Origin of the sequence: Wolbachia endosymbiont of Rhagoletis indifferens, assembly GCF_048537595.1 — a bacterium.
In the GTDB taxonomy this organism is placed as follows: domain Bacteria; phylum Pseudomonadota; class Alphaproteobacteria; order Rickettsiales; family Anaplasmataceae; genus Wolbachia.
The window spans coordinates 744,742-757,923 of record NZ_CP175923.1; the positions used below are offsets into that span (position 1 = coordinate 744,742).

The following is a 13,182-nucleotide window of genomic DNA, read 5'->3' on the forward strand; positions in this document are numbered from 1 at the left end:
TGTGTTTAACTTAACCCAACTTTAAATTTTTCGCTGTTAGTACTAATGATTCATTAAAGAAGCTGTCAATATCACCAATACTATCTATACTTTTTGTACTGATAGATTGGTCAATCCTTTTGACTAAATTAGATAAAACTTTATTAGGGCCAATTTCAACGAACTTGTTAATACCACAACGCGCCATATGTAAAACCATTTCTCTCCATCTCACTCTGCTTATAATTTGCTTAGCAAGCAAAGTTTTTATAACTTTGGGATCACTCTCCTCTTTAGCTGTAACATTTGATATCAAAGGAACTATAGGGCGAGTCATTTTAATACCCTTCAAAAATTCCAAAACTTTTTCATCAGCAGGTTTCATAAGAGATGAATGAAAAGGTCCACTAACCTGTAATTTAATCAATTTCCTCACACTCGAGTTTTTGAATAAATCAGGTAATATCTCAAGGACTTCTGCAGTACCACTTACCACTACCTGCCCACCGCCATTATCGTTTGCAATTTCACAAATTCCGTCAATTTTGGCTGATCTTAATATGTCTTCCACTTCATTTATCTCTGCTCCAAGCAACGCAACCATTCCGCCTTTACATTTCAGTGAAGCTTCATGCATTGCTTCGCTGCGAACTTTTAGCAGCTTGACTGCAGACTCAAGCGTTAACGCTCCTGCAGCACACAGCGCTGTATACTCGCCAACTGAATGCCCACAAACATATTTAACATTGTGATTAGCAAAAAGAGATTTGCCAAACACATGCTCGATAACGCGTAGCATTGCAATTGACACTGCCATTATAGCTGGCTGAGCGTTTTCTGTAATGGTTAATTCTTCAATAGGACCGTTGAAGATTAAATGAGACAGCTTTCTACCCAATATGCTATCTACTTCATTAAATACTTGTCTTGCAACGGAAAACTCACTATATAAGCTCCTTCCCATTCCTACAAACTGAGAGCCCTGACCAGGGAAAGCGAAAATCATGATAACTATTATTTATTCCCTATTGAGTATAACATTTTATCTATTTTTTGTCAATATTTTAGAATAATGATTGACTTAGTGAATTAAGTTCACTAGAATATTAACTGACTAAAAGTTTATAAGCAACAATGAATTATCATAAAATTATTATAGTTATGACAGACGGTCAAGAGTTTGAAACTCGTTCCACTTATGGAAAGGAGGGAGACAGGGTAAAGCTTGATAGAGATCCTCTTACTCACCCCGCATGGACTGGAAGTTTGACAAGCGGGTTAGCAAGTAAAACTAGCAAATTAGCTAAGTTTAACGATAAATATGGAAGCATTTTCTAATTTTCCTCCTCTTTAAGTTTTAGAGAGTTTACTGAAGCATGCATAAATACAAAAATATAGGCTATGTTGCTTCTCCATCACCAAAATCGCAGGAAGTATCTAAACTATTAAAGAAACTTAATTTTATCAATATAACAGAAGAAAATAAGTCCGAAATCGATCTATTGATAGTTGTTGGCGGTGATGGCTTTATGCTACGCACTTTGCACAATTACGTCATAGAAAATAAAAACATGCATGTGTATGGGATAAACACTGGCAATGTTGGGTTTTTGATGAATAAATGCTTTAGCTGCAGTGAAGATTTAATTGATCATATAGAGCATGCAACTTCAACTCAGTTAACTTTGCTAAAAATGGAAGCAACAGACACAAGTGGCAAGAGATATCATTACATAGCAGTAAACGAAGTATACGTTTTTAGAAAAGCGAACCAAATAGTAGAGATGAATATTACTATCAACGATAAGCTAAAAGTAGAGAAATTTAGAGGGGACGGAGTAATATTATCTACCCCCACAGGCAGCACTGCATACAACTTCTCTGCCGGTGGCCCAATCTTGCCGCTAAATTCAAATTTACTTGCACTCACTTCTATCAATAGCTATTACCCAAGGCATTGGAATGGAGCACTAATCTCAAATGATACGATCGTACAAATTGACATTAACGACACAAAAAACCGTCCAGCACTTGTAGTATCAGATTACAAGGAGTTTCATAATATATCACAGATAAAAATACAAAAAGACCACGAAAACACAATAACTTTGCTTTTTGACAAAGATTACCCTCTGAATGAAAGGATCTTTGATAGACAATTTCTATACTAATAATGTATCTGTTCAGATACATGGCTAATGTACAAATATTGAAACAAAAATTCCAGTGCCCCTGTGATGTCATTCCAGTGCTTGACACTGGAATGGCTTTGTTGCATAGCACCTTAAGCAGTGATGGTTTACGACAAATTTATGTAATGATTTCAAATTTAGCCATACCAATATCAGTGAATTTGTTGAGCAAATAGCACTTAATTAGTAATTCTTTTTCACGATTTACTTCAGATTTATTCCTAAAGCTAAATCCAAATACTTGCTTCAACCTTGAGAAAAATCCTTCTATGTAAGATCTCTTTCCATAAATTGCTTCCTTTTTCCACTCTTTTACACCATCTTGTCCATATAATTTTATTAACCTAATAGCAGCATTTCTGTCAGACATATAATCTATTTTTGAATGTTCTGCTGCATCCTTTTTTGGTAGAACTTTTGTCTTTATATCGTATTTCTTACACAATTTATAAAGTTTGTGCCTATCGTATGCCCTATCTGCATATAATGCTTTTATTTTGTGCTGAAAATTAACTTCTTCAAGCAAATCGCAAGCTCCATAGTGGTCAGAGTAGACGCCATTACTGTATCTTGCAGCTATAGCTTTTTTACTATTCACACTTAACATAACATGTAACTTTCTTACTTGCTCGTAGCTTCGGTACTTTCTATCTGCACTGTTTTCCTTACTGTGGCCAGGAGTGTTACTGTAAATGCTGATACTTGTGCTATCTATGATAATTTCAATATTTTCCATGTTGCTTTTATCAACCCTGCAATCATTTATCTTAATATTAAGTTTTTTAAACCTTCTTGATGCTTGTGAATAGCTGATAACTGCCAAATTTTTTCCTATTTGTTGCAGATATCCTTTTATAAACCCCACCGTTTGTCTTAAACCAATTCTAAAAAGATTGACAATTATATGCACCAAAATTACGACTTTATCACTGTAAATATAGTTGCCGCCCTGCATTTTTGGACTATTTTCATACCAATTTTCGATAGCTTCATCGATGTAACGAAAAATATTTCCCCTTTTTTCAAGGAATTTGTTATATTCGTTTTGGTTACTGACTTTCATTTTCTGTGGCATATTTTTTCTTCAACAGTTAAATGGTTATTTATAATGAATTTTGTCAGTAGCCACCAGATTTTTTCGGTTGCTATGCAACAAAGCCCACTGGAATCCAGCTTTTGATCGAAAATGTTGTATAGTACACAATCAAATTTTCTGGATTCCAGTGGGCTTTGTTGCATCGCTAGCTATGATGGATTAAAGATAAAAAAGATGGAGAATATCAGTAGCTTATTATTCTGGTATTTATAACAAGAACGGTCAGTGAATACCTAAATTTGAGTAAAAGAAATTTCACTACCACTCACTAATCCGGCTAAAATTCAAGAATTTCAATGCTTTAGCTATTTTCAATAGAATTAAGTTTATTAATATAAATAATAAATTACTATTCTTAAATTTGATCAGATTGATTGCAAAAAAACAAGATTTTCAATAGGTTGCTTATAATCCTAGCTATAGTTAGCCTTTCATAAGTAGCGATGCAACAAAGCCATCCCAGTGTCTGGGCACTGGGATGACACCCATTTGTTCCTATAGTTGTCTTTTCTCGTCTACCTTATTTTGCCACTCTGCTAAACAGATACATTATCTGTAAATTGGTATTTACTACATCTTAATAACTATAGCGTAATCAATGCAGCATAGTAATTAACTTTGGAGTGAATATGCATGGGTCAGTCGAAAAATCAACAGTAAAATTAACTTCTTACGAACAAACAGGTGACAATAGCAAGATAACACTAAAAGATCCACCATCGCCTGAAGAAGCAGGAAATGCTATCTCAAGTGTACTGAATGTAGTACCACGTGTGCAGGGAATGTCACATGAAGAATCAGATGATGAGGAAGTGGATCCTACTTATGCATCTGTAAATCGACAAAAAGATGGTGATGGAGCACCACCGATTTTGCCAAAAGCTCCAGGTTTACAAGACAAAGAAGACAAAAATTTGTTTGGTCTTAGTACTGAAGTACTACCTTCTTCCCTAGAAGAAACAAAAGGTGAGACTCATGATTGGGTATCACAAACAGCAAGTTTAGGTTTAGGAGGATTATCTGGTAATGGATCAGAAGAACATATTTATGCAGCTATAGACCCAAATGCAAAATCTTCGAAAAAGAGTTTAGACAGTGGAATAGGTGGTCAAAACTCAAAAGATGATTTAGGTGCGTCTTCAAATACTTTACCATCGTATAAAAGCAAAGATGACTCTGAAGAGTCTTTGTCACTAAATTCTGATATAGGTAGCACAACAAATAAAAAAACAAACAGATTCTTGCCAAGAGCAAAGTATGCCATGCAGCAGAAGGGTTTTATAATTTTTGGTGCAAGTGCTATTATACTCAGTATATCTGCAGCTTTATTATATTTACAAGATAAAGCAAAATTTATTGCATTTTTTACAAACAGCCCAAAATATATCACTATACCAGTTATCGCACTTGCTGCATTGCTTACAATTGGTCCAATATTTTTTGCAACAAGGCAATTTATAGATACTGAAGAACATTCCATTCAAAAAAAAGATGCGGATAAAATTTTAGCTGAGGTGTTGGAGCACCAGCCAAAAGATAAAGCTATAAAATCTGTAAGACTGGAATATAGCAATGGCACTCATTCAAATTTTGTACTTAATGCTTGGGAAGCTAAACAAGGCTTCACTAACATTGACGAAAAAGTAATTACTAGAACTAATAAAATAAAATCAGTAATTAACGACAGACCAATATTTACTGCATTATTTACTGGTGTAGTTGCTGCAAATATAGCGTTTCCTCTAGGGCTACTTGCAACACATGGTGTTAATGGTGTACAAAAATTTTACCAAAACCCTTTGACTAATAACATAGGATTATCATTACTTATAGGTTCTGGTATACTTGCATTACTCATTGTGGGTTTTGGCATACATTATTATAGAAAAACAAATTGCACTAATCTTATATATTCGCAGGAAAAGATTGACCCTAAAAGCGTTAACAAGAAATTCATTGAAGAAATAAAACACGAAAGAACAAATGTTCTTGGGGAAAACCACGGTAAAGACGCTAAACGCAGCAGCTTAACGCTTGAGCAAGTTGTAGTCCAATCTCATAATTGTAAGGATGTTGTTTATAGTGTCGGTTAATAAAATGCACAACGTAAAACACAATGCCTTATGCTCTTTCTTCGTCATCCCGGCGCGCGACGCTGGTTCACTTTATAATGACAGTGCCATTCCATCTGTCATCCGAGTAGCAGGCACTGGTTCCTTTATGACGGCAGTGCCCAAAGGTGTCATCCCAGTAGCTGACGCTGATTTCCATCCAAGAGGGTGTCATTCCAGTGCTTGACACTGGAATGGCTTTGTTGCATAGCAACCGAAAAAATCTGGTGGCTACTGACAAAATTCATTATAAATAACCATTTAACTGTTGAAGAAAAAATATGCCACAGAAAATGAAAGTCAGTAACCAAAACGAATATAACAAATTCCTTGAAAAAAGGGGAAATATTTTTCGTTACATCGATGAAGCTATCGAAAATTGGTATGAAAATAGTCCAAAAATGCAGGGCGGCAACTATATTTACAGTGATAAAGTCGTAATTTTGGTGCATATAATTGTCAATCTTTTTAGAATTGGTTTAAGACAAACGGTGGGGTTTATAAAAGGATATCTGCAACAAATAGGAAAAAATTTGGCAGTTATCAGCTATTCACAAGCATCAAGAAGGTTTAAAAAACTTAATATTAAGATAAATGATTGCAGGGTTGATAAAAGCAACATGGAAAATATTGAAATTATCATAGATAGCACAAGTATCAGCATTTACAGTAACACTCCTGGCCACAGTAAGGAAAACAGTGCAGATAGAAAGTACCGAAGCTACGAGCAAGTAAGAAAGTTACATGTTATGTTAAGTGTGAATAGTAAAAAAGCTATAGCTGCAAGATACAGTAATGGCGTCTACTCTGACCACTATGGAGCTTGCGATTTGCTTGAAGAAGTTAATTTTCAGCACAAAATAAAAGCATTATATGCAGATAGGGCATACGATAGGCACAAACTTTATAAATTGTGTAAGAAATACGATATAAAGACAAAAGTTCTACCAAAAAAGGATGCAGCAGAACATTCAAAAATAGATTATATGTCTGACAGAAATGCTGCTATTAGGTTAATAAAATTATATGGACAAGATGGTGTAAAAGAGTGGAAAAAGGAAGCAATTTATGGAAAGAGATCTTACATAGAAGGATTTTTCTCAAGGTTGAAGCAAGTATTTGGATTTAGCTTTAGGAATAAATCTGAAGTAAATCGTGAAAAAGAATTACTAATTAAGTGCTATTTGCTCAACAAATTCACTGATATTGGTATGGCTAAATTTGAAATCATTACATAAATTTGTCGTAAACCATCACTGCTTAAGGTGCTATGCAACAAAGCCCACTGGAATCCAGCTTTTTCATAATCATCAAAACGTTGTACTTTAGCATAAAACGGCTACTTTTATGCTTACCAACTTAATAAAATTCCTGGATCCCAGTGGGCTTTGTTGCATCGCTAGCTATGATGGATTAAAGATAAAAAAGATGGAGAATATCAGTAGCTTATTATTCTGGTATTTATAACAAGAACGGTCAGTGAATACCTAAATTTGAGTAAAAGAAATTTCACTACCACTCACTAATCCGGCTAAAATTCAAGAATTTCAATGCTTTAGCTATTTTCAATAGAATTAAGTTTATTAATATAAATAATAAATTACTATTCTTAAATTTGATCAGATTGATTGCAAAAAAACAAGATTTTCAATAGGTTGCTTATAATCCTAGCTATAGTTAGCCTTTCATAAGTAGCGATGCAACAAAGCCATCCCAGTGTCTGGGCACTGGGATGACAAGAGAAGGTACTGGGATGACGGTTGTCGTTCAGCTACAAACGTTAAGAAATTTACTAAACAAAAAAAAAGGCAAAAGAAGCCCTGGTCATTGTCTATTTTCAGTATTTGGCGTTTTTTAAGCCTTAAACGCTGCAATTTAGCTGCTTTTAAGTGCAACTAACTTTAGCTAAAATGTTTAAGAAATTTACTAAGCAGAAAAAAAGGCAAAAGAAACCCCGTGGTAATTAGTGTTCACTCTCTAATCCTTCAAATTGGCGTACTATACTGTCTTAAACGACTTATAAGCGCGTTTCAGCTTATATAGGTAAAAACCTAGAAATGTTGTGAAGACATAAGGTGCACATAGTGCAAAAAATTAAAAATAAGACGCCAACTACGTTGTTTTTTTGCTGTTTAATCTGCACAGATGAAGATAACTGAATACCTTCAGTTTTATGATAAGGGGGCTGGCGGAGGGTGTCAAGTAGTTTTTAGCTCTGCCTTCTAAGGCTTTTACTCGTGACAACTACTGTGCCTGCGATCTTGTCGTGCCAAGTTTGACAGCGTTTGTTGAAATTTGACCATAAAAAGCCCAAGAATAATGGTGCAACTGACAATATAAAGGAAAAAAATCTCTTTGTTGCTTGTCTTAGAGTCATCTTTTCGAAAGTTTGTGCATCCACAACTCTAAGCCCAAGTAATAGTTTTCCAGGTGTGGCAGCAAACCTTACCCACATATATGTTACATAGCAAAAGAGCATAATGCATTGGACTATTTGATTTAGGATCCACAGTTTACCAAGTCTACTCTGCATTGCCTTTTCTTCCGCAGACAGTGGTGCTTGCATTTGGGATTTTGCAGCAATTTGACTTAATATTTTGCTATCCTCTGAGTTCATAAAGAGCTGATTTAAGGCTTGGCTGCAAAACTGCAAGAACAAGACAATAATAATCAAATCAAGCAATACTGATATATAGCGCCTGAGGCCCGTTACATAACATATTCCATTTTCATCTTTCTTTACCTTTTGAATAACATTTATAGAAGAAAAAATAGAAAATAAACGATCAAAAAATTTATGTAACATATATACACTTTCCAATATTTAACGTGCCCCTGGCCGGACTTGAACCAGCATGCTTTTGCAAGCAACAGATTTTGAGTCTGCCGTGTCTACCATTCCACCACAGGGGCATTAAGTTTTAATGCTATAGGTAGCACAAAATTAGTCAAATTTTATATGTCTTTCAAATCAAAACTAAATATTCTACAATAATCAACAGTTACTCTCAAAACTTAAAATGAATGAATTAGCTAGTCTCCTCAGTTCAAGAGGTGTAGACAAGGAAATATGCAAATTACCGCATAATTTAGAAGCCGAGCAAATGCTTATTGGTGCAATGATCCGTGATAATAGAATCTGTGATGCAGTTGAAGACACAATAACAGCAGAAAATTTCTATGATCCATTACATCAAAGTATTTTTACGCAAATATCCAAAACCAGAAAACACGGCATAATTGCCAATGAACTCAGCCTAAAAATGTTTTTTGAGAACGACCAAGCATTTACCGAATGTGGTGGGGTAGAGTACTTAGCAAAGCTTGCAGCTAAAGCAAGTATTGCACTTGATATCTATAGTTTGACTAGAATAATCCGTGACACTTACTTAAGGAGATGTTTAATTAAGCTCGGGCAAGAAATAGTTGGTGATAGCTACAACTACGATATTGAAAATCCTGCACAGGCGCAAATTGAACAAGCAATGACAAAATTGTTCAACTTAGCAATAAAAAAACAAGGTGAGAAAACATATATAAAACTTGCAAGTTCAATTAAAGACGTAGTTGAGAAGATCAGCACGCTGAAAAATAATCCAGAAGCGCTGGGCGTTACAACCGGACTTCAAGATCTAAATCAGCTTCTTGGTGGTTTGCAGAAATCTGACCTATTAATTCTAGCTGCAAGGCCTTCTATGGGTAAAACAGCATTGGCGCTAAACATCGCACTTAATGCTTGTAAGATGTTGCAAAAAAGAGCAGATAAACAACACTATGTAGCGTTTTTCTCGCTTGAAATGTCAGCAGAGCAATTAACTGCAAGGCTGATCACTATAGATTCAGGGATTAGTTATTATAAGGCATTAACCGGGAGAATTAGTGATTTTGAATTGCATGAATTTATCAATGCTAGTACAGAATTATCTGAACTGCCTTTTATCATAGATGACACCCCTGCGCTATCAATTAGTGCCCTTCGCACCAGAATACGCTTGCTGTATCAATTATATAATGTAGAAGTGGTATTCATTGATTATTTGCAGCTAATCAGAGGAACAACAAAAAGGAGTCATGAAAATAGAGTGCAAGAAATCTCGGAAGTGACGCAGGGTTTGAAAGCAATTGCAAAGGAGCTAAATATTCCCATTGTTGCACTATCTCAGCTCTCTCGTTCTGTTGAGCAGAGGGATGATAAAAAACCACAACTTTCTGATTTACGTGATTCAGGAAGCATAGAGCAAGACGCAGATATAGTAATGTTTCTCTATAGAGAAGAGTATTATGAACTAAGAAAACAGCCGAATGAAGGGAACAATAAACATCGGGAATGGCAAGAGAAAATGGAAAAAATTAGAAACATTGCAGAGCTCATTATTGCAAAGCAGAGAAATGGACCAATTGGCAGTGTGAAGCTATATTTTGACTCTAACAGAGGTTCATTTAAAGATTACACGGAGAGGCATAGTTTGTAGCCTTCAGTAATCTTTTGTCAATATCTACCCTTGTCATCCCGCTACTTGTTAGCGGGATCTATGGCTGGGATAACGCGAATGAATCGCGGTATGACGGTAAGGTTTACCTCATTGCGATTCATTAATTTGTTAATAAAATTGACATATCTTTTTATTTGTGCTACAATCTTTAGTAATAAATTAATTATTTTAGTGAGGTATACAATGAAAAATATATTTAATAAAACTAACGCACCTTATCTTGTAGCTGGTACTTTGGCTACTTTAGCTCTGGTATCATCTGGAGTAGTTGGTGTCTTAATTGCAGTTGCAGTTTTTAATGCGAGTCTTCCACTTATTGCAGGCCTTGTAGGCCTTGCCATATTTTCTGCTGCGACTATTGCACTTTCAGCTGTAGCAATTAACAAAAACAAGACCATTTCTGAGAAAGATACTCAACTGGCTGAGAAAGATATTAAGATTTCTAGCCTGGAAAACCAGTTGGCTAAGAAAGAGAAAGCAATAGAGGCTAAGAATAAAATTATTGTTAATCCTAATAAAGATCATGAACTGAAGCGTCAAGAGCGTAGAGAGAAAGAACAAAAAGTTTTAGATTATGCAGATCTCAGGAGTCTATTTAAAGAGGAAAAGCAGGGAAAGGTTTTAGATAGTGTAGCTATCGGGAATCCTAATACTAAAACTGAAGATGGTCAATATAAAGAGGAAACTAAAGTTAATGGTTATGTAAATCAGGCGGTAGGTGCAGTTAATTGGCTTGTTGGTCAAGCAAAAAAAATTACACCTGTTGTAGCTGCGAGTTATTTGCCTTATGTTTTTTATAATTATGCTACCACTCCTGTGTCAGCATCGTTTGATGATGTTAACGTAACTCAATCGTTTGTTGCAACCAGCCCGGCACTTTAAAACAAAATAGTAGAGGGCATATTATATGCTCTCTACTCAAATGTCAACCCTCAAAAAAACCGGCGTAGGTTTAGGCAATGTTATGCCTGAACTTACGCACGCGTCGCACAGAGATTTTAAATCACGTTGCTCTTTTGGAATTTGCAGTTGATCGAGTATCGTTTCTGCTGATTTGGGAACAATTGGCTGCAATAAAGTGCCAATTATCCTGATATATTCCAGTAGTTTGTAGATTACTAAGTTCATACGCACTCTATCGGTTTTGCTTAATATCCAGGGTGCACTTTTGTCTATATAAGCGTTGGCTTCAGAAGAGATATTGATAATTAGAAGTATAATCTGGTTAAATTCATACTTTGATAGGTGACTCATCACTTGATCGAGTATAGCTTTGCAACCTGGAAGACTTTCTTCACCTTTAAGTAGGCTTTGATCGATTGTCGGTACAATTCCAGAACATTGCTTGTGTAAAAATGAAATTGTTCTTTGTACTAAATTGCCTATGTTGTTTGCCAGTTCTGAGTTTATTCGGCTGATCATGTTTTTCTTACTAAAGTTGCCATCCTGGCCAAAACTTGCTTCCCTGAGGAGAAAATAGCGTAGTTGATCAACACCAAACTCTTGAGCGAGGCCGATTGGATCTATGACATTACCAAGGGACTTGGATATTTTTTCTCCCTCGTTCAACCACCAACCATGAACTGCAATTTGTTTTGGCAGTGGCAAATCTGCTGCAAGGAGAATCGCTGGCCAATATACAGCGTGAAAGCGTAATATGTCTTTGCCGATTACATGAACGTTGGAAGAGCTGTCACTTGCCCAAAACTTCTTATATCCTTCATCTTCTGTGCTAGGGAAACCTATTGATGTAAGATAATTGGTTAATGCATCTATCCAGACATAGATTACGTGTTTGTCATTACCTGGTACTTTTATTCCCCAGTTAAAACTAGTACGAGAGATTGAAAGATCAGTGAGTCCTGATCTTACAAACGATACCACTTCATTTTTTCTGCTCTCAGGAAAGATAAAATTTGGCTGATTTTTATAGAGTTCCAGTAATTTGTTTTGCCAGTTTGACAAGCGAAAAAAGTAGCTCTCTTCTTTTACCCACTCAACCTCAGCACCTGTTGGTGCTTTGCCATCTATCAGTTCTGATTCCTGATAAAATGCTTCATCACGAACTGAATACCAACCCGAATAGGAATCCAAATATATTTGTCCTCTCTCTTCAAGTCTATTCCATAAAGCTATAACTGCTTTTTTGTGACGCTCCTCCGTAGTGCGAATAAAATCGTCATACTCAAAATTCATAAACATAGCCAATTCTTTAAATGAAACGCTCACTTCATCTGTAAATTCTTTTGGCTGCATTTCCTTTGCTTTAGCTGCTTTTTCTATTTTTTGTCCATGTTCATCTGTACCGGTGGTAAATTTGACATTTTTTCCAGCTAGTTTCATGAACCTTGCCACAACATCACACAAAAGAGAAGTGTATGCATGACCGATATGCGGCTTATCGTTTACGTAATATATTGGCGTGGTGATGTAAAAGTTCTCGAATTGCTTCATTATCCAGTGCTTAAAGCTTTATCGTATCTGTGCTAATAATAAAAATCAATATGTAGTACACTATGTATAACTATACAAACGTTTGTTTTAGAAAGCAATCCGCACAGCAGATGGTGTCATGAAAGTAGCTGACACTGATTTCCATCCAAAAGGGTGTCAAGGAATTTTTGCATTTCTATGAGCTACTTAGATGACAAAAGAAGAAATACTAGACCTTATACCTTTTGCACTCAAATTCACATAAATCATGAATTATACACGTTTCACACGAAGGTTTCTGTGCTTTGCAAACATATCTACCATGCAAAACTAGCCAGTGATGAGCATAAAGCAGGTATTCTTTTGGAACTACATTTAAAAGAGATTGCTCTGTTTTAAACACATCTTTTTCTTTCACAAGTCCAACTCTATTGCTCACCCTAAAAACATGAGTATCAACCGCCAATGTTGGAATACCAAGCCCCGAATTTAAGAACACATTAGCGCTCTTTCTCCCAACCCCTGGTAAAGACACCAAATCATCGAAATCAGTAGGCACTTTGCTATTGTACCGCTCAATCAATATTTTGCTGAGCCCGATTATGTTTTTTGCTTTGGAATTATATAAACCAATACTGCTTATGCATTTTTTCAGCTCATTTTGTCCCAAGCTCAGCATTTTTTCTGGCGTATTAGCGATATTAAATAGTTCTCTTGTAATTTTATTAACGCTTACATCGGTTGTCCGTGCTGATAAAACTATCGCAATCAGTAACGTAAAATGATTGGTATAATTTAGCTCTATTTTTGGCGTAGGATTTGATTGCTGAAATTTTTCAAATATCAATTCTACTTTTTTTGAGTCCATTTCATTTACC

At 35.6% G+C, this 13,182-nt stretch carries 16 protein-coding genes and 1 tRNA gene; 9 read left to right on the forward strand and 8 right to left on the reverse strand.

Annotated elements, in window-relative coordinates:
* Window positions 1-10: 10 nt before the first annotated feature.
* Window positions 11-985 (reverse strand): ACP S-malonyltransferase, encoded by a 975-nt coding sequence (gene fabD, locus ACJZL1_RS03815; RefSeq protein ID WP_419247017.1) that lies wholly within the window; start codon window positions 983-985, stop codon window positions 11-13.
* A 128-nt stretch (window positions 986-1,113) separates the two neighbouring features.
* Here fabD and rpmE point away from each other — a divergent pair, with 128 nt between their 5' ends.
* From rpmE to ACJZL1_RS03830, 3 genes are read left to right on the forward strand one after another with little or no spacing between them, the layout of a single operon-like run.
* A complete protein-coding gene (gene rpmE, locus ACJZL1_RS03820; RefSeq protein WP_007548602.1) occupies window positions 1,114-1,317 on the forward strand; it encodes a 50S ribosomal protein L31 in 204 nt (67 codons plus the stop codon).
* 38 nt (window positions 1,318-1,355) lie between these two features.
* Window positions 1,356-2,150 (forward strand): NAD kinase, encoded by a 795-nt coding sequence (locus ACJZL1_RS03825; protein WP_070356930.1) that lies wholly within the window; start codon window positions 1,356-1,358, stop codon window positions 2,148-2,150.
* Window positions 2,151-2,170: 20 nt separating this feature from the next.
* A complete protein-coding gene (locus tag ACJZL1_RS03830) occupies window positions 2,171-2,347 on the forward strand; it encodes a hypothetical protein (protein ID WP_419247018.1) in 177 nt (58 codons plus the stop codon).
* Here ACJZL1_RS03830 and ACJZL1_RS03835 read toward each other — a convergent pair.
* Window positions 2,290-3,246 carry an IS5 family transposase gene (locus ACJZL1_RS03835; protein ID WP_264735368.1) on the reverse strand — a complete coding sequence of 319 codons (957 nt, stop codon included), beginning with the start codon at window positions 3,244-3,246 and terminating at the stop codon, window positions 2,290-2,292. The two genes, ACJZL1_RS03830 and ACJZL1_RS03835, sit on opposite strands and share 58 nt — an antisense overlap.
* On the reverse strand, window positions 3,231-3,410 hold the full coding sequence (locus tag ACJZL1_RS03840; RefSeq protein WP_419247019.1) for a hypothetical protein: 180 nt from the start codon (window positions 3,408-3,410) through the stop codon (window positions 3,231-3,233). Before ACJZL1_RS03840 ends, ACJZL1_RS03835 begins: the two co-directional genes overlap by 16 nt.
* A 486-nt stretch (window positions 3,411-3,896) precedes the next feature.
* Here ACJZL1_RS03840 and ACJZL1_RS03845 point away from each other — a divergent pair, with 486 nt between their 5' ends.
* Genes ACJZL1_RS03845 through ACJZL1_RS03860 form a run of 4 tightly spaced genes read left to right on the forward strand, consistent with a single transcriptional unit; the run spans window position 3,897 to window position 6,616 of the window.
* Window positions 3,897-5,360 (forward strand): hypothetical protein, encoded by a 1,464-nt coding sequence (locus ACJZL1_RS03845; RefSeq protein WP_419247020.1) that lies wholly within the window; start codon window positions 3,897-3,899, stop codon window positions 5,358-5,360.
* Window positions 5,350-5,565: a hypothetical protein gene (locus ACJZL1_RS03850; RefSeq protein ID WP_419247021.1), complete on the forward strand. Its 216-nt coding sequence runs from the start codon at window positions 5,350-5,352 to the stop codon at window positions 5,563-5,565. Before ACJZL1_RS03845 ends, ACJZL1_RS03850 begins: the two co-directional genes overlap by 11 nt.
* Window positions 5,547-5,675, forward strand: coding sequence for a hypothetical protein (locus tag ACJZL1_RS03855; RefSeq protein WP_264735964.1), 129 nt, complete (start codon window positions 5,547-5,549; stop codon window positions 5,673-5,675). The genes ACJZL1_RS03850 and ACJZL1_RS03855 overlap by 19 nt, the downstream gene beginning before the upstream one ends.
* The gene (locus ACJZL1_RS03860) at window positions 5,660-6,616 is read left to right on the forward strand and encodes an IS5 family transposase (protein ID WP_264735368.1); all 957 of its coding nucleotides are present in this window, start codon (window positions 5,660-5,662) and stop codon (window positions 6,614-6,616) included. Before ACJZL1_RS03855 ends, ACJZL1_RS03860 begins: the two co-directional genes overlap by 16 nt.
* Before the next feature lie 447 nt (window positions 6,617-7,063).
* On the opposite strand, the gene ACJZL1_RS03865 is transcribed toward ACJZL1_RS03860, so the two are convergent.
* From ACJZL1_RS03865 to ACJZL1_RS03875, 3 genes are all read right to left on the reverse strand, one after another.
* Window positions 7,064-7,273: a hypothetical protein gene (locus ACJZL1_RS03865; RefSeq protein ID WP_419247022.1), complete on the reverse strand. Its 210-nt coding sequence runs from the start codon at window positions 7,271-7,273 to the stop codon at window positions 7,064-7,066.
* Window positions 7,274-7,587: 314 nt separating this feature from the next.
* Complete coding sequence (locus ACJZL1_RS03870; protein WP_265026294.1) at window positions 7,588-8,184, reverse strand: RDD family protein; 597 nt, start codon at window positions 8,182-8,184, stop codon at window positions 7,588-7,590.
* A gap of 24 nt (window positions 8,185-8,208) precedes the next feature.
* Window positions 8,209-8,291 (reverse strand) — tRNA-Leu (locus ACJZL1_RS03875).
* 107 nt (window positions 8,292-8,398) lie between these two features.
* Between ACJZL1_RS03875 and ACJZL1_RS03880 the strand changes: the two genes are divergently transcribed.
* Both ACJZL1_RS03880 and ACJZL1_RS03885 read left to right on the forward strand, forming a co-directional pair.
* On the forward strand, window positions 8,399-9,850 hold the full coding sequence (locus ACJZL1_RS03880; RefSeq protein WP_265026293.1) for a replicative DNA helicase: 1,452 nt from the start codon (window positions 8,399-8,401) through the stop codon (window positions 9,848-9,850).
* Between the two features lie 204 nt (window positions 9,851-10,054).
* Window positions 10,055-10,753 (forward strand): hypothetical protein, encoded by a 699-nt coding sequence (locus ACJZL1_RS03885; RefSeq protein WP_419247023.1) that lies wholly within the window; start codon window positions 10,055-10,057, stop codon window positions 10,751-10,753.
* A gap of 36 nt (window positions 10,754-10,789) precedes the next feature.
* Here the strand turns inward: ACJZL1_RS03885 and metG are convergent, their stop codons facing one another.
* Both metG and nth read right to left on the reverse strand, forming a co-directional pair.
* Window positions 10,790-12,325 (reverse strand): methionine--tRNA ligase, encoded by a 1,536-nt coding sequence (gene metG / locus ACJZL1_RS03890; RefSeq protein WP_265026291.1) that lies wholly within the window; start codon window positions 12,323-12,325, stop codon window positions 10,790-10,792.
* 208 nt (window positions 12,326-12,533) lie between these two features.
* Window positions 12,534-13,172, reverse strand: coding sequence for an endonuclease III (gene nth, locus ACJZL1_RS03895; RefSeq protein WP_265026603.1), 639 nt, complete (start codon window positions 13,170-13,172; stop codon window positions 12,534-12,536).
* Window positions 13,173-13,182 lie beyond the last annotated feature (10 nt).

Coding starts and splice junctions, on each gene's coding strand:
- fabD (WP_419247017.1), bottom strand. CDS start 985: ATGATTTTCGCTTTCCCTGGTCAGGGCTCTCAGTTTGTAGGAATGGGA.
- rpmE (WP_007548602.1), top strand. CDS start 1,114: ATGAATTATCATAAAATTATTATAGTTATGACAGACGGTCAAGAGTTT.
- ACJZL1_RS03825 (WP_070356930.1), top strand. CDS start 1,356: ATGCATAAATACAAAAATATAGGCTATGTTGCTTCTCCATCACCAAAA.
- ACJZL1_RS03830 (WP_419247018.1), top strand. CDS start 2,171: ATGGCTAATGTACAAATATTGAAACAAAAATTCCAGTGCCCCTGTGAT.
- ACJZL1_RS03835 (WP_264735368.1), bottom strand. CDS start 3,246: ATGCCACAGAAAATGAAAGTCAGTAACCAAAACGAATATAACAAATTC.
- ACJZL1_RS03840 (WP_419247019.1), bottom strand. CDS start 3,410: ATGCAACAAAGCCCACTGGAATCCAGAAAATTTGATTGTGTACTATAC.
- ACJZL1_RS03845 (WP_419247020.1), top strand. CDS start 3,897: ATGCATGGGTCAGTCGAAAAATCAACAGTAAAATTAACTTCTTACGAA.
- ACJZL1_RS03860 (WP_264735368.1), top strand. CDS start 5,660: ATGCCACAGAAAATGAAAGTCAGTAACCAAAACGAATATAACAAATTC.
- ACJZL1_RS03870 (WP_265026294.1), bottom strand. CDS start 8,184: ATGTTACATAAATTTTTTGATCGTTTATTTTCTATTTTTTCTTCTATA.
- ACJZL1_RS03880 (WP_265026293.1), top strand. CDS start 8,399: ATGAATGAATTAGCTAGTCTCCTCAGTTCAAGAGGTGTAGACAAGGAA.
- ACJZL1_RS03885 (WP_419247023.1), top strand. CDS start 10,055: ATGAAAAATATATTTAATAAAACTAACGCACCTTATCTTGTAGCTGGT.
- metG (WP_265026291.1), bottom strand. CDS start 12,325: ATGAAGCAATTCGAGAACTTTTACATCACCACGCCAATATATTACGTA.
- nth (WP_265026603.1), bottom strand. CDS start 13,172: ATGGACTCAAAAAAAGTAGAATTGATATTTGAAAAATTTCAGCAATCA.